The sequence below is a fragment of the Clostridium massiliamazoniense genome (genome assembly GCF_001403635.1).
GTDB classification, from domain to species: Bacteria; Bacillota; Clostridia; order Clostridiales; family Clostridiaceae; genus Sarcina; species Sarcina massiliamazoniense.
This window is the reverse complement of the sequence record NZ_LN879468.1, coordinates 452,226-471,214: the sequence shown is the minus strand read 5'-3', so window position 1 is coordinate 471,214 and position 18,989 is coordinate 452,226. Positions and strand designations below refer to the sequence as shown.

Sequence of the window (18,989 nt, the reverse complement as noted above, 5' to 3'; positions counted from 1 at the left end):
TTGTTATTTAAAATGTTTTTTTCTTTTCATTGCAACAACCTTAGATGGCAAACCATATAGATTTATAAAACCTTCTGAATCATTTTGATTATATACTTCATCCTCATCGAATGTGGCAATATCTTCATCATACAAAGAATATTCACTATCAATTCCAGCAGTTATTATATTACCTTTATATAACTTTAATTTAACATCTCCAGTAACATATTCTTGTGTTTTATTAATAAAAGACATTAAAGCCTCTCTTAAAGGACTATACCATTGACCATAATAAAGAAGTTCTCCTAATTTCTTTCCTATACCTTCTTTATAATGTAAAGTCTCTCTATCTATAGTTAATGTTTCTAATTCTTTATGTGCATAATATAAAATACTACCTCCTGGAGTTTCATAAACACCTCTAGATTTCATCCCTACTAATCTATTTTCAACTAAATCAATAATTCCTATAGCATTTTCTCCACCTAATTTATTTAATTTTTCTATTATTTGAACTGATCCTAAAGCTTCACCATTAATTTTAGTTGGAACACCTTTTTCAAAGTGAATTGTAATGTAAGTAGCTTTATCAGGTGCTTTTTCAGGAGTAACTGTTAATTCTAAGATTTTTTCATAATTAGGCTCATTTGAAGGATTCTCTAAATCAAGCCCTTCATGACTTAAATGCCATAGATTCTTATCTTTACTATAATTAGTTTCTCGTGTTAATGGAATATCTATATTTCTAGCTTCTGCATAGGCTATTTCATCTTCTCTTGATTTAAGTTCCCAAGTTCTCCACGGAGCTATAACAATCATGTTTGGTGCAAATGCCTTTATTGCCATTTCAAATCTTACTTGGTCATTCCCTTTACCAGTACATCCATGAACTATTGCATCAGCTCCCTCCTTTATAGCAATTTCAACTAATCTTTTACCTATTAATGGTCTTGCAAACGCAGTACCTAAAAGATATTTTTCTTCATAAACTGCATTAGCTTTAAGAGATGGAAAAATTATTTCATTAACTAAGTCCTCTTTTAAATCCTCTATATATATTTTAGAAGCTCCTGTTCTAAGAGCCTTTTCTTTCAATGGCTCAACCTCACTACCTTGACCTACATCACCAACAACTGCAATAACTTCACATTCGTAATTTTCTTTAAGCCATGAAATCATTATTGAGGTATCTAACCCACCTGAATATGCCAATATAACTTTATTAATTTTTTTCATATTAATAGCCCCTTTCATTTTCCATATATTGTAATATATTTTTATTATAATATTATTTCCTATAAGAAACAAGCATACTTTTATATTTATGCATTAATTTAATTGATGTTCCAATAATTTCAAATATATATAAACTTATAATGAATTTTTATGCATTATTAAATATATAAAAAAGGATGTATATTTTTTATACATCCTTTTTTATATATTTAATAATGCTAATATTATAGATATAATACTAAGTATTCCACTAAGTATAGATATATAGGTAAATATCTGTTTTTTATTTAAGCCTCTTTTTTGTAGTCTATAATGTAATTGAGACCTATCAGCTTTATATATTTCTTTTCCATTTATAAATCTCTTGATTATAACAAATATATTATCAAAAATAGGTATTCCTAAAACTATAAATGGAATAATAACTGATATTAATGTTGCTTGCTTAAAGCTTCCTTCTAAAGCTATTATAGAGAGCATAAACCCTAAAAAATTAGCCCCTGAATCTCCCATAAATATTTTAGCTGGATACTTATTAAATTTCAAAAATCCTAATACTCCCCCTAATAATATAACTGCTGTTATTGCAGAATCATATTGATCTTTAACCAAAGATACAAAAAAAAGTGTAATAGATGAAATAGAAACGATGCTTCCTGCTATTCCATCCATTCCATCACTCCAATTTACTACTGTAGTTAATCCAAATATCCATGTTATAGTAAAAAAGTATTGAATTAAGGGATGAAAAAATATAAATTCTCCATTTAAGGGATTGGTAAATCCTTTAAAAACAATTCCTATAGAAAAAATTAATGAAGCTGATAAAATTTGAACTATCACCCGAGGCATTATAGAAAATTCTTTTTTTCTAGCCTTATAATAATCATCCACTAATCCTATCAATAATATTAATGTTGCTCCTAAAAAAATATAAATTGAATTTTCAATTTTATATTTATATGAAAAAAATAAATATATGATAAAAAAACTTATATACATACATAATCCACCAACTAATGGTGTACTTTTTTTATGTTTTTTTCTTTCTGTTGGTTTATCTGTAAAATCTAATTGAAAACTTATATTTATAAAAATTGGAATTAATTTAGTTACCAATATATATGAAGAAATTATTGCAATAAAATACTTAAACATAAATTTATCCTTTCTTAATAATATATTTATTATTGACAGAAAGTAATTTATATATTAAGCAAAAATTAATTATTTATCCTTGGTTTAAACAAACAGAGAATATATGACACTTTGTTTTTTCATTATTCTCACTAGCTAATATTTCATATTTCTTTACTAAATTTCTAAGCTCTTGATCAAAATCTTTAAAAAGTTCTTCATCTATATTTATATCTCGAGAAATTATTGAAATAGCATTATTTTCACTGTTATTAATTTTTTTAATTAAGGTCTCTATAGACTTTTCTTTTGATTTATCATAATATTCATTAACTATATTAAGTACTTGTGACTTATATACTCTTTTAGTTTGAATATTTATTTCTTCTCCTTCTATTAAATAATTATTTGCTGTTAAATAATAATATTTAGCAATAATACCTTTAACCTCTTTAGTTCTAACTAACTCAATTATTCCAGCACGTTCTAATTTTTTTATATGATAATGAATTTTAGCTGGAACTTCTCCTAAATAGTCAGCAATTTCCTTTACTGTAGCCTCTTCTCTACTATTTCTTAAAAAAGTTATTATTCTAAGTCTATACGGATCAGAATATGTTTTTATTTCTTCTATGGTAGTAAGTGTCATAGTTTCTTTCAAAAGAAATCCCCCCTTATTTACATTTATTGTAAACCTTATCCAAATTATAACATAAAAAAAATAGTTTTAATACGGTTTAGTATATAAAAAATAACATTCATTCAAAACTTTTTACCTCTTGTATATACATTTGTATTTTTTTATAAACAAAAAAGACACCCTTATGGTGTCTTTTAAGATCTTTCTGCTATCATAGACTTTACTTTCATAAGTCTAGTAAGTGCTGACCTTTCATTTTCATCTAATTTCATTCTAATGAATCTTATAGTCTCTTTTAATTGAGGAATTGTCATATACTCAAGAGCATTTACTCTTCGTCTTGTCTTCTCTATTTCATCAGCCATTAATTGACAAGATTTTTCAACTTCAGCTAATTCTAAAAGTTTTGGTAATATACCATGTAATTTTCCTATAGCATCATCAAGTTCTGCTGAAGTATTGACAAATCCATAAGGATAAATACTTCCTTCATCACCATCTAATTCTCTTTTAAAATTCATAACTGGTACATTAACACTCATTATATTTTTATTTCCAACATCAACTGTTATATTATCCTTTGGATATGATATGGCCTCTTCTAAGAATTCTGAACTCATTCCAGCTCTAGCCATAACAAAATCCTTTAATGAAGCTCCAAGCTCTGATTCTACATCAGCTCTTAACTTATTATTATATTTAACAAGCTCGATGAATTGTCTAACTAATTCATCTTGCTTATCTTTTAATAATTTATGACCTCTAGTTGCTGTGCTTAATCTTTTTTTAAGCTTAGAAAGTTCCATTCTAGTAGGATTGACATTTAATCTTTGTGCCATATGCTACTCATCCTCTCCTAAAGGCATATATTTTTCTAAATATTCATCTCTAATTCTCTTAAGTTCTGATTTTGGTAATATCTTAAGAAGCTTCCAACCAAGATTTAGAGTTTCCTCTATTGTTCTGTCAGTTGTAAGACCTTGTGATACATACTCCTTTTCAAAAGCTTCTGCAAATTTAGCATAAGCTTTATCAGTATCTGATAATGCTGATTCTCCTAATATTGCAGCAAGTTCTTTTGCTTGTTTTCCTTGAGCATAAGAAGAGAACAATTGGTTCATAGTATCAGCATGATCTTCTCTTGTCTTACCTTTACCAATTCCTTTATCTTTAAGTCTTGATAATGAAGGTAAAACATCTATTGGAGGCATTATACCTTTTTTATACAATTCTCTTGACAATATTATTTGTCCTTCTGTAATATATCCAGTTAAGTCTGGAATCGGATGGGTCTTATCATCTTCCGGCATTGTTAATATAGGTATTTGAGTTATTGATCCTTCTTTACCTATTATTCTTCCTGCTCTTTCATACAATGTAGAAAGGTCAGTATAAAGATATCCAGGATATCCTCTTCTTCCAGGAACTTCTTTTCTAGCTGCTGAAACTTCTCTTAAAGCTTCACAGTAGTTAGTTATATCAGTTAATATTACAAGAACGTGCATTCCTTTTTCATATGCAAGGAATTCAGCAGCTGTTAAAGCCATTCTTGGAGTTGCAATTCTTTCAATAGCTGGATCTGATGCTAAGTTCATAAATAATACTGACTTATCTATAGCTCCTGTTCTTTCAAACTCTTCAACGAAGAATTCTGCTTCTTCAAAAGTTATACCAATTGCTCCAAAAACAACAGCAAATTTTGAATCTGAATTTAAAACCTTAGCTTGTCTAGCTATTTGAGCAGCTAGCTGTGAATGTGGAAGACCAGAACCAGAGAAAACTGGTAACTTTTGTCCTCTAACAAGTGTATTAAGACCATCTATTGCAGAAATACCTGTCTGAATAAACTCAGAAGGGAAGTTTCTAGCCACAGGATTTATAGCCTCACCATTAATATCTAATCTTTTTTCTGGGATTATTTTTGGCCCATTATCCTTTGGACGTCCCATCCCATCAAAGACTCTTCCAAGCATATCTTCTGATACACCAAGTTCAAGTGGTCTTCCTAAGAATCTAGCCTTAGTTCCTTTTACATTGATACCTGAAGATCCTTCAAATATCTGAACCATAGCTTTATCGCCATTAACTTCAAGAACTTTTCCTCTTCTTAGTTCTCCTGTTTGTAACTCTATTTCAACTAATTCATCATATTTAACACCTTCAACACCTTCTACAGCCATTAAAGGTCCAACTACTTCAGTAACTGTTCTATATTCTTTAAGCATCAAGAACTCCTCCTTCGCTTATTAAATTATCAATAACTTGTTTTAATTCAACAATAATATCATCTATTTTATTTATCTCATTTTCAGGAATATACTTACTTCTTGCAATTCTATCCCTTATTGGTAATTTTAATATTTTATCTAAATAAACTCCTGCATCTAAAGCTCTTTTAGCTTCTACTTGGAAGCTTAATACTGCTTTAAGCATCTTATATTGCTTTCCTAATGATGCATAAGTATCAACTTCATGGAAAGCATTTTGTTGAAGATAATCCTCTCTTATTGATTTAGCAACTTCAAGCTTTAATCTATCTCCTTCTGATAAAGCATCTATACCAACAAGTCTAACTATTTCTTCAAGGTTAGCTTCCTCTTGAAGTAATGCCATAGCTTCATTTCTTAATGCTGACCAATCTTCAGCAACATTTTCATCCATCCATGAACCCATTTTTTCTAAATATAATGAGTATGAACTTAACCAGTTTATTGATGGGAAATGTCTCTTATATGCTAACTGTGCATCTAATCCCCAGAACACCTTAACAATTCTTAAAGTTGATTGTGTTACTGGTTCTGATATATCTCCACCTGGAGGGGATACAGCTCCTATAGCAGTTACAGCTCCTTCTCTACCATCCTTACCTAAAGTTATAACTTTACCAGCTCTTTCATAATAATCAGCAAGTCTTGAACCTAAATATGCTGGGTAACCTTCATCACCTGGCATTTCTTCAAGTCTTCCAGACATTTCTCTTAATGCCTCAGCCCAACGTGATGTTGAGTCAGCCATTATTGATACAGAATAACCCATATCTCTAAAGTATTCTGCAATAGTTATACCTGTATAAATTGAAGCTTCTCTAGCAGCAACTGGCATATTTGAAGTATTGGCTATAAGTACAGTTCTTTTCATAAGACTTTCACCAGTCTTAGGATCTTTTAATTCTGGGAATTCATTTAGAACATCTGTCATTTCGTTACCACGCTCACCGCAACCAACATAAACAACTATTTCAGCATCTCCCCATTTAGCTATTTGGTGTTGAACAACTGTTTTTCCAGCTCCGAAAGGTCCTGGTACTGCAGCAGCTCCACCTTTAGCTACTGGGAAGAACGTATCTACAACTCTTTGTCCTGTAGTCATAGGCTCTATAGGATTCAATTTTCTTGCATATGGTCTACCTTTTCTTACTGGCCATTTTTGCATTAACTGAACTTCTTTATCACCTTTATCAGTAGCTATTACAGCTATAGTTTCTTCAACTGTAAATTCACCTGATTTAATTTCTTTTATAATACCTTCTATTCCAAAAGGAACCATTATTCTATGTTCAACAACTGGAGTTTCTTGTACTACACCTACTACATCTCCAGCTTGTACATTATCTCCAACCTTTACTGAACTTTCAAAAGCCCATTTCTTTTCTCTATTTAATGATTTTACATGTACTCCTCTTGAAAGGAAATTTGTTCCTGCTGCCTTTAAAAAAGCATCAAGTGGTCTTTGTATTCCATCAAACATTGATTCTATAAGACCTGGTCCAAGTTCAACTGAAAGAGGTTCTCCAGTAGTTACAACTGGGTCTCCTGGCCCAATTCCTGAAGTTTCTTCATATACCTGAATAGAAGCTTTATCGCCTCTCATCTCAATAATTTCACCGATTAATCCTTTAGATCCAACCTTTACAACGTCATATATATTAGCTTCATCCATTCCCTCAGCTACAACAAGAGGTCCTGCTACTTTAACAATTTTTCCACTTTTCAAGTTATCCAACCTACCTTCCTATAATATATTAACACCAACTGCTTTTTCTACATTTTCTGAAATTCTCTTTGATCCTATGTTTAAAGTTCCTTGATTGCTCGGAATTAATATCACAGCTGGAAGAACTTTATTATTATATCTTTCGATAGTTTCCTCTATATCTTTTGCCACTTGCTCTGTTATGAAGATTACAGCATAATCTGTCATTGCAAGCTTATCAACTGTTTTTCTAGCTTCTTCAACTTCAATTACAGGAAAAACATCTACCCCTAATGCTTTGAATGCTAGAACAGAATCTTTATCACCAACAACCCCTATTTTTTTATACATAAGCATCACGTAGCCTTTCTCTTATTACTTCTTCAGAAATGCTATTAAGCTTACCTACCATTATAGTTCTAACTTGCTTAATCTCATTTTCCTTAGCATAAATATATGCTAATACTGGCATTGCTCCAGATGTAATAAATTTAGAATCCTTCATATAATTCATAATATAATTATCAATTAATTTTTCAAAGGAACTAACTGACTTACTTTCTGAATACTCAGCAACACCTTCTTTAATAATATTTCCATAATCAGTATAACTTAATTTACTCCAAATATTTTCTGTAGCATCATTTAATAACATTATTAATTTCTCATTATCAATTTTTCCACCTGGAATTAATACAGAATTTAAAAATTCTTTATTTTTTTCTTGTTTTTTAACTCTCAATAATGTTTTTATATTAGTTAAATCAATTTGCATAGCAATATATTTTGCTATCCCGTCATGATTTAATTTATTTTCTAATTCTTTAATATGCATAAATTGATATTTATCAATTATAGTATCTATTCTTTGAGGATCTTTATTTAACTCAAAGTCCTGAACAACTTTTTCTATGCATTCTCTCATAAGTTGATTTAAATCTCTATAGTATTCAGTTTCTACTGCTTGTTTTAAATCTATCACTTTTGATATACCTATCGGTATTAACATATAGGAAAAATCTTTATTTAATATCTTCCCCTTAATTAAAACTTTAAGATTATGATAGTCATATTTTACTGCCATTACATCTATAACTTCTCTTACAGGACACATCTTATATAAATTTTCATATACATAAGTTAATTCTCTTGAAAGAACTATCTCATAATCTTCTGGCTTATTAATATCAGCCATATGTGCTCCATAATCTGTTTCTTGAAGTACCTTTAATGCATCCTTGGATGTCTTACTATCTATAAGTCTATCAATCTTTGACTTATCAAGGAGTTTGGTTTCTAAAACCCTAAGTCTTGGTAATACTTGGGTGAATTGCATTTCTTTCATACCTTATCCCCCTTAACTAAATAATATCCTCGCTATTTCAAATTCTACATCATCTCTTGATGCATCTACTAAAGAATCAAATGTCATATTTATTTCTATTCCATTTTTCTCTAATATGAATCCACCATTAAATTCTCTTTCTAAATTACTCAGTGAAATTTCACCTTTTTTCCCCTTAAGCAAAAGCTCTTTATTTATTTCATTTATGAAAGTTAAATCCAATAATTCTTTATTGTTTTTACTTAAAATGATTTTTTCATCACCAACTATATCTAAAGATAATATTTTATTCTTTATAAAATTTTTCAGCTCAACTTCTGACATAGAATTTAAGCTTTCTTTAGCTCTTAAAAATATACTATCCATAACTTTTTGTTTTACTTCTAATTTTTCATTTCTTATCTTTAATTCTGCACTTGATAATATTCTACTCTTTCTATCAATAGATTCAGTTTCTGCCTTTTTAAGAATTTCTTCAGCTAATTTATTAGCTGAAGAAATTTTCTTTTCTATTATTTTTTCACATTCAAGTTTAGCTTCCTTTAAGATAGCTTCCTTTTGATTTTCTGAATCTTGCTTGATTTTAGAAGTTATTTGCTCTAAATTTGCCATTAAACCACTTCTCCAATCTTTAAACTTACTATCTTTTTAATTATTTTATTGTGTTTACTAATAAGAATGATATAACGAATCCTAATAAAGCGTATGTTTCAACCATAGCCGCTAAGATTATACCTTTAGTTGTATGTTCTGGCTTTTTAGCAAGTATTTGAATTCCAGCAGCTGCTGCTTTACCTTGAGCAATACCTGACCATAAACCTGAAATAGCTATTGGTAAACATGCAAATAATAAGAACATACCATTTTGTAAACTAATACCTTTGCTCATAGCATTGAAAGCTAAGAAACCTATAACGAATCCATATAATCCTTGAGTACCTGGTAATAATTCAAGTACTAACGCTTTACCAAATTTCTCTGGTTCTTCTGTAACTAAGCCTGAAGCAGCCTCACCAACTATTCCAACTCCTTTAGCTGATCCTATACCTGACATACCTACAGCTAAAGCTATACCTAAAGCACCAAAAATCATTCCTCCATGTTGTGTAAAAAAGTTAACCCAAGTTTCCATAATTTTAATCCTCCTAAATATTCACCTAGTATAATTTTTAAATTATTTTATTTAATTTTTTTTAAAGTTATATACTTATTTATTGTAGATAATGGTGAGAATGGTCTTCCACCACCATCATAGAATTTTGAGAAATATTCAACATACTGTAATCTTGCAGTATGAACATATGCTCCTAATAAGGATAAAAGCATATTGAATATATGAGCACCTATAAAGGCTAATGGTCCAACAATTATTACTGACCAACCAGGTAACATTCCTATAATAAGGTTTAATGCTGCTGCAATTGATCCCCCTGCAATTCCTAAAGCCATAAGTCTTGTGTAAGAAACTAAGTCTCCTACATAACTTGTTACACCATATAAAGCATATAATCCTTGTCCAATTTTAGCCCCTGTAGTGGCTTCATTCCTACCTTGTGTTGCTACTATTACTATAGAACCAATAACAGCAAGAGCAATTCCAACTATTTTTAAACTAGGAACTACTAACATTGCAAGACCTACTAAAAGCATAACCCATGATCCAACATCAAAGAAGGCATATAATGGTTTACCATCTCTTATTAACATGTATGCTTTTATTCCTAGTCCAAAGAATATTTGGATTACTCCAAATCCAACAGCTAATAGTAATAGCATATTAGTGTCCTTACTTGGACTAATTAAACCAATTCCTAAACTTTCTTTAATATCTATACCAAACACAGTACCAAATATTAATCCAAAAGCTGCTGTTGAAATACTTAGATACATAAAGAATTTAATAAATTTCTTCATACCATCATCTAAATTAAATAATTTTAAAACAGCTACAGTTCCTAAGAATAATGCTAGACCATAACCAAAGTCAGCAACCATCATACCAAAAAATACGATATAAAATGGTGTTAATAATGGTGTTGGATCTATCTCATTATATTTTGGTAAACTATACATCTCTGTTATAGAATCAAAAACTTCTGCTGGCCCTTTATTTTCTAACTTAATAGGTACAGTTTCAATTTCTTCTTCTTTAACATCTTCAAAACTTATATAATAAGTTTCCCCCACAATACTTTCAATATTTTCTTTTAAAAGATCATTATCTTTACTTGGAATCCATCCTTGGAATAAAACTGTTTTATCTGTCTTAAGTAAATTTTTATTTACCCTTTTTCTAAGAAGATAATTTTCGTAGTATTCATAGGCTAATTCTAAAATTTTCTTTTGAGATTCAAAAGTTAAAAGTTCATTTTTAATCTTTGTCTTCTCATTTTCTATTTCCTTTATAGATCCTTTAAAGTTATCTATAATATTTTTAGGAACATCTGTATGTTTTGTTTGAAATGGTGAAAATCCAAAGTTTTTAAGAAGTTCTTCAACTTTTTCTTTATCATCATTTACTGTAATAGCAAAAACAAAAATATCTTGGTTATTTTCTGAAACTATTTCTAAATAACTTTTTTCAGAAACAGAATTAAGTTCTTTTGATATAACATCTTTATATTGCTTTGGTAAACTACCTAAAAACATAGATGTCATTTTTAATTCATTTACTTCACTTAATGGAGCATCAAAGTTTTTCCAAGGTATTAAGTTTTCTATCTCACTCTCAAGCCTATTTTTTTCATTTTCTAACTTTGAAAGTGAATTTTCAAGTTCCTTAACTTCAGAATAAACTTCTTCCCAATTACTTGATTCAACTGAATTCTTAAGCTCGTCCAAAGTTAAACTTTCTTTTCCTTTTTTCATAGCTTTGATTCCAGATTCATCAGCAATATAAGTTCTTAAAAAATCTATTGAACTTCTTGTTTTAGAAACATTTTCTTCAATAATTGATGTTTCAGAATCAATATCTTCTTTTTTTAAACTTTCAAGAATTTCATTTCTTTCAATTAAATCATCACTTTGAAGGTTAATAAATTCAACCTCTAAGGAACCTTGAATTTTTTCAAGTAGCTTTTCCTTTTCTGCTTCAAAGGTAAGTAAAGTGAATTTATTCATTTTAACTATTGCCATGAATATTCACAATCCTCTCAATCACTAATTTAACAGCTTCATCAACCTTATTTTTAGATACTGATTGTATCTTAGCACATTCTGACTTACTTGCTTCAAACATTGTATCAGCTTCTTTCTTAGTAGCTTCAACTTGTTTTTGGATTTTTTCTTCACCTTTATTTTTAGCTTCATCAACTATTTTTTTAAACTCATTTTCCCCTTGTTGATTAGCCTTAACTATCATTTCCCTTGCTTCAGTTTGTGCTTCTTTCATAAGTGTCTTTGCAGCTTCTTCAGCTTTTTTAATTTCATTAATTACTTCTATTGCCAAAATTTCACCACCTTTAAAACATTAATAAAATATATCTTAATACTTTATATAGTATTAATTAACACTTAATCTAATTATTATTATACACAAATATTTTTTTAATTCAATAACTTATTTTGGAAAACTTGTACTTTTTATCATTGTTTACATTTTGTTTCCCTTTTATACTTAAAAAATTCATACAACTAGCATTATTACTAGCTTTACATATAAAATTCTACAAATTAGAACAAGGGATATTAATACATTTATTTGTAAAATAAAAAAAGCTTACATCTTATTAAAATGTAAGCTAGAAATTAATGTAATATTTTTAAACTTCTAAAAGTGTCACCATGTTATTTTCATCATATATAATATAAGTATTTTCTAATAAATATTCACCTTTATCTAAGTACTTTAATATATTTATTCTAAATTTTTCTATATGATATTTTTTTAAATTACTAATATTAAATCTTTCCTTAACTATTTCTCTTATACTACGCTCTTCTTCTTTCGTAATATCTCTAAATAAAAATTCTGGTATCCATTTTTTATTATTATAATTTAAATAATCGTATTTTAATAACTCTTCAAATAAAATTACATCTTCAGAGTTAATTTTATTTTTGAAAAATGAATAATATGCATTATAATAATCTAAATTTGATAAACTTCTCTTAAAATAACCTTTTTCTATAAAATAATTAGCTAAATCATAATATAAATCAAAAGGTGATGTATATTGCTCTAATATTAATTTAATAGAATTTTTGAATCTTCCTGAGTTATAATATTTATCAGTTATATGTTCAACCTTCTTTAAAGTTAAAAGTTCATCATAACTAATATCACTACTTCTAATTATTTCATAAGGTGCGTAAGGTGAATATACTATTCCCCACTTTTCAGCATCTAATCGCATTGATGATCCCTTTAATAATTTTAAGAATCCTAATTGTATTTCATCAGGATTTAAAGAATGAACATCATTAAATGACCTTTTAAAAGATTCCATATTTTCACCTGGAAGTCCTGCTATCAGATCTAAATGTTGCATAACATTTCCATTCTTAGCTATTCTTAAAACTTTATCTTGAAGATTTTCAAAGGTTATAACTCTGTTTATATTATGAAGAACCTCTATATTGCTAGTTTGAACTCCTATTTCCAATTGAAATCTACCTTTAGGTGCCTTATTTAACAATTCAATTTCTTCATCTGTTAATATATCAGCAGCTATTTCAAAGTGAAATCTTGTTTTTGTATCTTGTTCAATTAAAAACTCTAAAAGTTCTTTAGTAAATTTCTTATTACAATTAAAAGTTCTATCAACAAATTTAACTAATGGTATTTCTTTTTTCATGAAATAAGTTAACTCTTTTTTTACTCTATTTATATCTAAAAATCTTACTCCATGCATTACAGAAGATAAACAATAAGAACATTTAAATGGACATCCTCTGCTTGCTTCATAATAAACTATTTTATTTTCTATATCCTCATTTTCTTCATAAGGAAATATAAGATCATTCATATCCATATCTTTTCTTCTTCTATTAAATAATATCTCATTATCTATTTTATAATAAATACCATCTATTTCATTTAAAGTTTTATATCCTAATTTATATTCAACAAACTCCCTAAATGTTACTTCCCCTTCACCCTCTATTAAATATTCTCCTGGATGACTTTCTAAATATTCCTTGGCACCATATGAAACTTCTGGCCCCCCATATAGTATTTCTAATTTAGGATTCACTAATTTCATAAGTACTGCAAGTTTATTTATAAACTCCATATTCCAAATATAACAAGAAAATGCAACAACATCTGCTTTTTCTTCTATTATTCCTTCTAAAACATTTTCTATCCTATCATTTATAGAAAACTCCTTTATCATACAATCGTAATTCAAGTCCTGTGAATAGGCTTTTAAATATCTTATAGCTAAATTACTATGTATAAATTTCGAGTTTATCCCTACTAATAATATTTTCATCCTTATTCGTTCCCTTCTTTTTAAGCTTGAGATACATTATTTTATCCCAAATAATAGTTTCTGCTATATCAAAATTTTTTTCAAGTATTTTTTCTATATTATCTAATTTAAATTCTACAAAAGGATTTAAATTAGTATATTTAAAGTTTTTAGTTATTTTATTTGGTAATAAAGCATAAATATCATCTCTCACAATCTTCCCCTTTTCCTTTACTCTATCCCATATATAAATTTCACCATTTTCCTTTAATGATTTATTTATATCATTAAACATATTTTCTAATTCTAATTTACTAACCATACTACAAACAAAAAAAACTGCACAATTATCATAAATCATCTCATCTGATAACTTACAATCATCTATATCAACTAAATCATTATTATGTTTAGTAATATTGTATATAATTCCTGTATTATCATTACTTATATCTAAGACATTTCCCTTTGGAGAAAAAAAAGTTAAATCAACAAATAATCTTTTTCCTTTAATATTCATAATTTCACCCCTAATAAATTTTATGTGATATATTGATATAACTTATATCTAAATTAATTTTACATTTTTTACCATAATAAAACAACCCTAAAAGGGTTGCTTTATTATTTTTTCCTTATTAATTTAAAAAAGAAACTTATAGCTATTATTATCAATGTTAAAGTAATTAATAATAATATAAAAAAAACACTACCTAATACCATTCTTTTCTTATTACATTTGATTTCAACTAAATATCCATTTTTATTATCTAAAAAATAAAAATTATTATTATAAAACTTTAAGTCACTTAAAAAGCTATTTTTTATTTTCATTAATTCTTTTTTTTCTCCAGATTTATTAAGACTTATTAAGCTTTCTTCATTTTTATCATAAATTATAATAGAATCTTTTGTTCCTAATACACCATCTTTATCTATAGCTAATCTTCCTAAAGAATTAATTTCATCATTTTGATAAAACGGTGCTGGTGGAATATTAGGATGTTTTTTTAATAAAAAACCTTGTTTTACTTTTCCTTGCTCTCGAAACCTTGGAGAATTAACTGGATCTCCTCCACTATAATCTGGCCATCCATACCATGTATTAGTTAATGTATAAATATAATCTACATCTCCATATAAAGGTCTTGCTCCACTTTCTTCTATCCCCCCTACAGTAATGTATATTTTTTTATTACAATCATAATCAATTCCTAAAATATTTTTAATACCATAAGCAAATAATTCACTCTCAAAAGTATTCATATCTATTTTGAGCACTGAAGCAGTACTTAAAACTTTATTCTCTATTTTCTTCTCATTTTCAACCTCCTTATCTTCAGACAAAGAGGCAGTATGCTTTTCATTAAATTCTAAATTAATAGGATATTTCTCTCCTTGATTATTAGGATTTAAACTTAAATCCTCTTCATTGAGTATTCCAGCATTAGTAGCCGAATCTATAGTTAAAAATAAATTATTATCCATTATTAACAGCTTATTTTTCTCTACATTTTTATAATTAGGAATATTGTTTAAAATTATTTTTTCTTCCTTTGTTTTTAAATTATAATACATAAGCTTTTCATCTAAAATAAAAAATAACTTTTCACCACTTATTTTAACTTCGCCAATATTCTGTCCTTCTTTTTTTAAAACTTCTTCCTTTGAATTATCTTTGTTTATTTTTATTATTTCATCACCTTGAGAAATATAAATCTCACCATTATGATAAAAATCAAAAGATTTAGCTCCTTCTAATTTTTTTGATAATATTTCATAATTATAACTTTCACTTATATAATCTTCATTAAATTTAATATTAAAAAAAATAAAAAAAGAAGTAGCTAAAATCAATATTACGGCACTTATTATAATACTTGTCTTTTTCATATCCCTCCACCAAATTAAATTAATATCTATAAATTATATGATTGCTATTTAAGAAAAATTATGTATTTAAAAACATAATATTTATTATTTTTAGAATATTTCATATATCTACAGAATATTCTTTACTGTTAAACTTCTATCAGAAAGGAGGTACCTTTAGGAATGAGTAAAGATAATTTTTATCGAAATTCTTTTCTACTTACAACATCAAATTTAACTACTGGTGTACTTGGGTTTGTATTTTCCATATATTTATCTAAAATTTTAGGTCCTGAAGGTGTTGGATTGTTTGGCTTAGTAATGCCAATATATAATCTCTTTATATCACTTATGACTGCAGGGGTAGTTGCTTCAATTTCAAAAATAACAGCAGTCTATTCGGCCAAAAATGATTTTAATAATATCTTAAAAACCATGAAAACAGTTGCTACTTTTAATTTTATTTGGGCTTTTTTAATAGGAATATTGGTATTTTTTCTTTCACCAACTATAGGAGAATACTGGGTTAAAGACCCTAGAACAGTTAAGGCAATAATGATAACATCACCTGCCATGGTATGTATTGCTTTATCCAACATATTAAAAGGGTATTTTTATGGAACAACAAATATAAAAATCCCGGCATTCATAGATATATTTGAGAAATCTCTTAGAATCGTACTAATTTTTGTATTATTATTAATATTTAAAACAGATAAATTAGAAATATTAGTTATGTTAGCCTATTTAGCTATATGTCTTGGAGAATTTCAAAGTCTTATTCTACTTTATGGTGCTTTTAAACATACAGTTAGGAAAATACCAGTTAATTACAATATGTGCAAAAGTAAAAAGGAACTTTTAAAGGATGTATTAATAACATCAATACCTCTTTGTCTTAATGGTTTTTTAATAAGCACATTTTCAACTATTTCTACACTTATAGTTCCACGACAATTAATGAAAGCTGGATTTGAATACTCAGAAGCACTAGCTCTAATAGGGAAATATTCTGGAATGGCTTTAGCAATTGTAACATTTCCTTTGATAGTTATAGGATCATTAAATACATTAATAATACCAGATTTATCTAAAAGTTTAAGTAATGATAATATGAGATCTGCATCTAGAAGAATAAAGAATGTAATAAAAATATCATTTCTTATAGGAATATGTACCACTATTCTCTGTTTATGTATTCCTAATTCCTTAGGATATTTATTTTTTAAAAGAGATGATTTAGGTTTATATATTAGAGCAGCCTCTATTTCAATGCCTTTTTTATTTGCATCTAATACAATGTTTGGTATATTAAATGGCTTAGATAAGCCAAATATAATATTAAAAAATACAATAATAACAGAAGTACTAGAAATAACCCTATTATTCTTTTTAACAGCTATTCCGTCAATAAATATAATGTCCTATGCTATAACAATGGCTATAGTTTCTATCATATCATTAATGTTAAACTTATATGAAGTATATAAAGTTATAAATATAGAAATATCTATAGTTAATATATTGATATATACACTTGCTTCTATTTTTGCATTTAATGTTTTTAAGTTAATTATTTCTTTAACTCCAACACTGGATTATAGAATTCAAAGTTTTCTAATAGCTTCACTAACTGTTTTATTATTCTTCTTATTGATAATGTCCACTAAGAATAAAAAAATTGTTGTTAAATAAAATACTAAAAGGAGGTTGCAATTAACCTCCTTTTTGTCATTTCTTATATTAAACTTTTATTTAAACTTCTTACTAATAAAACTAGGAATTCTATTATATAAAGATGGTGATAATGAAACAACATCATCTTTCTTTATTGCTCCAAGAATTATAATTCCATGTAGATATAAAACACCACCTAAAGCAACCATAAATAAAAGCATTAATACTCCTATAAGTGGATTTAAAGTATTTATATCAACAAATGAATAAACTATAATTTTAAAAAGCACTATACCTACAGTCATATATATAGATGCTAGTAATGGTTTTGCAAATACTATTAGATTATTTATTTTTATATTAAGAACTTTCTTTAATTTTCTATTATTAAGTATCATCGATATTAAAAAACAAAGAATAAACCCGACTATTGCACCGTATATATTTATTTTCGGATTACCAACTAAAATATAATTAGTTATAAATTTAATTCCAAGACCTATAATTAAAGTAAAAATTACATAATAAAAATTGCTTAATCCTTGCAAAATTATATTTTGGATAAGTACAATAGACATAAGAACCACTACTATGGAACCTAAAACCATCATTAAATGTCCATCTGTACTTCCATATATGTATTTATATACTTCCTTACTTAAAGTAGCTAGTCCAAAAGCTGCCGGAATAGATAGTAAATATGTTACTCTAAAAGAAAAAAACATTTTTTCTTTTATTGTTGCCCTATCTTTAAGAACATTAGCTTTAGATATAACTGGTAATATTACTAATCCAAGAGATGTCGCAAATAATAAAGGAATATTTATTAAAGTTCTCCATTGTCCCAATAATCCATACATTTCATTAGCTCTTGTCGTTGTATAACCAGCATAAACAAGTCTACTTTGTACATTAGCCATATCAATTACATTTCCGAAATTTTGAAGTCCAGAACTAAGCATTATAGGTAAAGCATACATCCCCATGGTTCTAATAATTCTTTTAGTCCTCACTCTAGAAGTTGATGGATTATGACTTTCTTTAGCTATTTTATCCAATCTAAATATATAAAAAACATAAATTAAATAAGCTAAAGCAATTAATGCTCCTAAGGAAGTTCCTAAAGTTCCACCAGCACTACCTAATGGAACAGAAATTTTTATAAGTATAGCTGCAAACAATAAACTAAATAAAACATTAGCAATTTGTTCTAACACTGATGCAATTGCAACAGGTTTTATTTGATTTATTCCCTGAAAGTAGCCTTTATAAGTAGCTAGTAAGGAAGTTATTAATATAGCTGGTGCTATAAGTATAAGTCCATAAGTAATATCTTTATTATGTACCATATTTGATATAATTGGTGCACTAAATATAAGAAGCATAGTAAATAAACTACCTATTAGAAATAATAAAGTTCTAGATATTTTAAAACTTCTCAATGCATCTTTATGATTCCCAATAGCCCCTAATTCTGAAACATATTTTGCAACTGCTGTTTGCATTCCTATGTTTAGTAAAGCATAAACAAATACAAAGACATCATAAACTTGGAAGTATATCCCCATACCTTCCTTACCTAAAATTCTTGTCAGTGCTGGTACATAAATCAAAGAAAATATCTTAGCAACTATACCAGCAAGAGACAACATAGCAAAACCCTTAGTTGTTGATTGTTCTTTCATAATTTTAACCCCTTAAATAAAATTTATTT

The 18,989-nt window shown here is 27.6% G+C and carries 17 protein-coding genes; 1 reads left to right on the top strand and 16 read right to left on the bottom strand.

Annotated elements, in window-relative coordinates:
* Positions 1 to 3: 3 nt before the first annotated feature.
* From ARA19_RS09105 to ARA19_RS09035, 15 genes are all read right to left on the bottom strand, one after another.
* The gene (locus ARA19_RS09105; protein ID WP_055070657.1) at positions 4 to 1,218 is read right to left on the bottom strand and encodes an argininosuccinate synthase; all 1,215 of its coding nucleotides are present in this window, start codon (positions 1,216 to 1,218) and stop codon (positions 4 to 6) included.
* A gap of 201 nt (positions 1,219 to 1,419) precedes the next feature.
* Positions 1,420 to 2,376 (bottom strand): MraY family glycosyltransferase, encoded by a 957-nt coding sequence (locus tag ARA19_RS09100; RefSeq protein WP_055070656.1) that lies wholly within the window; start codon positions 2,374 to 2,376, stop codon positions 1,420 to 1,422.
* Between the two features lie 73 nt (positions 2,377 to 2,449).
* Positions 2,450 to 3,016, bottom strand: a complete 567-nt coding sequence (locus ARA19_RS09095) for a helix-turn-helix domain-containing protein (protein ID WP_242862419.1) — start codon at positions 3,014 to 3,016, stop codon at positions 2,450 to 2,452.
* Between the two features lie 173 nt (positions 3,017 to 3,189).
* Positions 3,190 to 3,834, bottom strand: coding sequence for a V-type ATP synthase subunit D (locus tag ARA19_RS09090; protein WP_055070655.1), 645 nt, complete (start codon positions 3,832 to 3,834; stop codon positions 3,190 to 3,192).
* A gap of 3 nt (positions 3,835 to 3,837) precedes the next feature.
* The gene (locus ARA19_RS09085) at positions 3,838 to 5,220 is read right to left on the bottom strand and encodes a V-type ATP synthase subunit B (protein WP_055070654.1); all 1,383 of its coding nucleotides are present in this window, start codon (positions 5,218 to 5,220) and stop codon (positions 3,838 to 3,840) included.
* Positions 5,213 to 6,988, bottom strand: coding sequence for a V-type ATP synthase subunit A (locus ARA19_RS09080; protein ID WP_055072094.1), 1,776 nt, complete (start codon positions 6,986 to 6,988; stop codon positions 5,213 to 5,215). The genes ARA19_RS09085 and ARA19_RS09080 overlap by 8 nt, the downstream gene beginning before the upstream one ends.
* A gap of 18 nt (positions 6,989 to 7,006) precedes the next feature.
* A complete protein-coding gene (locus ARA19_RS09075; RefSeq protein WP_197276584.1) occupies positions 7,007 to 7,324 on the bottom strand; it encodes a V-type ATP synthase subunit F in 318 nt (105 codons plus the stop codon).
* Positions 7,311 to 8,312 carry a V-type ATP synthase subunit C gene (locus tag ARA19_RS09070; RefSeq protein WP_055070653.1) on the bottom strand — a complete coding sequence of 334 codons (1,002 nt, stop codon included), beginning with the start codon at positions 8,310 to 8,312 and terminating at the stop codon, positions 7,311 to 7,313. Before ARA19_RS09070 ends, ARA19_RS09075 begins: the two co-directional genes overlap by 14 nt.
* Positions 8,313 to 8,324: 12 nt before the next feature.
* Positions 8,325 to 8,924, bottom strand: coding sequence for a V-type ATP synthase subunit E (locus tag ARA19_RS09065; protein ID WP_055070652.1), 600 nt, complete (start codon positions 8,922 to 8,924; stop codon positions 8,325 to 8,327).
* A gap of 40 nt (positions 8,925 to 8,964) precedes the next feature.
* Positions 8,965 to 9,444, bottom strand: coding sequence for a V-type ATP synthase subunit K (locus tag ARA19_RS09060; protein WP_055070651.1), 480 nt, complete (start codon positions 9,442 to 9,444; stop codon positions 8,965 to 8,967).
* 47 nt (positions 9,445 to 9,491) lie between these two features.
* Positions 9,492 to 11,447, bottom strand: a complete 1,956-nt coding sequence (locus ARA19_RS09055) for a V-type ATP synthase subunit I (protein ID WP_055070650.1) — start codon at positions 11,445 to 11,447, stop codon at positions 9,492 to 9,494.
* Positions 11,434 to 11,760, bottom strand: a complete 327-nt coding sequence (locus tag ARA19_RS09050; RefSeq protein WP_055070649.1) for a hypothetical protein — start codon at positions 11,758 to 11,760, stop codon at positions 11,434 to 11,436. Before ARA19_RS09050 ends, ARA19_RS09055 begins: the two co-directional genes overlap by 14 nt.
* A 313-nt stretch (positions 11,761 to 12,073) precedes the next feature.
* On the bottom strand, positions 12,074 to 13,747 hold the full coding sequence (locus ARA19_RS09045; protein ID WP_055070648.1) for a B12-binding domain-containing radical SAM protein: 1,674 nt from the start codon (positions 13,745 to 13,747) through the stop codon (positions 12,074 to 12,076).
* Entirely contained in the window at positions 13,704 to 14,246 is a 543-nt protein-coding gene (locus ARA19_RS09040) for a hypothetical protein (RefSeq protein ID WP_055070647.1), read from the bottom strand. Before ARA19_RS09040 ends, ARA19_RS09045 begins: the two co-directional genes overlap by 44 nt.
* A 104-nt stretch (positions 14,247 to 14,350) precedes the next feature.
* Positions 14,351 to 15,619 (bottom strand): hypothetical protein, encoded by a 1,269-nt coding sequence (locus ARA19_RS09035; protein ID WP_055070646.1) that lies wholly within the window; start codon positions 15,617 to 15,619, stop codon positions 14,351 to 14,353.
* A gap of 162 nt (positions 15,620 to 15,781) precedes the next feature.
* Between ARA19_RS09035 and spoVB the strand changes: the two genes are divergently transcribed.
* Positions 15,782 to 17,293: a stage V sporulation protein B gene (gene spoVB, locus ARA19_RS09030; protein ID WP_055070645.1), complete on the top strand. Its 1,512-nt coding sequence runs from the start codon at positions 15,782 to 15,784 to the stop codon at positions 17,291 to 17,293.
* 56 nt (positions 17,294 to 17,349) lie between these two features.
* Here the strand turns inward: spoVB and ARA19_RS09025 are convergent, their stop codons facing one another.
* Positions 17,350 to 18,960, bottom strand: a complete 1,611-nt coding sequence (locus ARA19_RS09025; protein WP_055070644.1) for a putative polysaccharide biosynthesis protein — start codon at positions 18,958 to 18,960, stop codon at positions 17,350 to 17,352.
* Positions 18,961 to 18,989 lie beyond the last annotated feature (29 nt).

Excerpts from the sequence above, each read along its gene's own strand:
- ARA19_RS09105 (WP_055070657.1), bottom strand. The coding sequence starts at position 1,218 with ATGAAAAAAATTAATAAAGTTATATTGGCATATTCAGGTGGGTTAGAT.
- ARA19_RS09100 (WP_055070656.1), bottom strand. The coding sequence starts at position 2,376 with ATGTTTAAGTATTTTATTGCAATAATTTCTTCATATATATTGGTAACT.
- ARA19_RS09090 (WP_055070655.1), bottom strand. The coding sequence starts at position 3,834 with ATGGCACAAAGATTAAATGTCAATCCTACTAGAATGGAACTTTCTAAG.
- ARA19_RS09085 (WP_055070654.1), bottom strand. The coding sequence starts at position 5,220 with ATGCTTAAAGAATATAGAACAGTTACTGAAGTAGTTGGACCTTTAATG.
- ARA19_RS09075 (WP_197276584.1), bottom strand. The coding sequence starts at position 7,324 with ATGCTTATGTATAAAAAAATAGGGGTTGTTGGTGATAAAGATTCTGTT.
- ARA19_RS09070 (WP_055070653.1), bottom strand. The coding sequence starts at position 8,312 with ATGAAAGAAATGCAATTCACCCAAGTATTACCAAGACTTAGGGTTTTA.
- ARA19_RS09065 (WP_055070652.1), bottom strand. The coding sequence starts at position 8,924 with ATGGCAAATTTAGAGCAAATAACTTCTAAAATCAAGCAAGATTCAGAA.
- ARA19_RS09060 (WP_055070651.1), bottom strand. The coding sequence starts at position 9,444 with ATGGAAACTTGGGTTAACTTTTTTACACAACATGGAGGAATGATTTTT.
- ARA19_RS09055 (WP_055070650.1), bottom strand. The coding sequence starts at position 11,447 with ATGGCAATAGTTAAAATGAATAAATTCACTTTACTTACCTTTGAAGCA.
- ARA19_RS09045 (WP_055070648.1), bottom strand. The coding sequence starts at position 13,747 with ATGAAAATATTATTAGTAGGGATAAACTCGAAATTTATACATAGTAAT.
- ARA19_RS09040 (WP_055070647.1), bottom strand. The coding sequence starts at position 14,246 with ATGAATATTAAAGGAAAAAGATTATTTGTTGATTTAACTTTTTTTTCT.
- ARA19_RS09035 (WP_055070646.1), bottom strand. The coding sequence starts at position 15,619 with ATGAAAAAGACAAGTATTATAATAAGTGCCGTAATATTGATTTTAGCT.
- spoVB (WP_055070645.1), top strand. The coding sequence starts at position 15,782 with ATGAGTAAAGATAATTTTTATCGAAATTCTTTTCTACTTACAACATCA.
- ARA19_RS09025 (WP_055070644.1), bottom strand. The coding sequence starts at position 18,960 with ATGAAAGAACAATCAACAACTAAGGGTTTTGCTATGTTGTCTCTTGCT.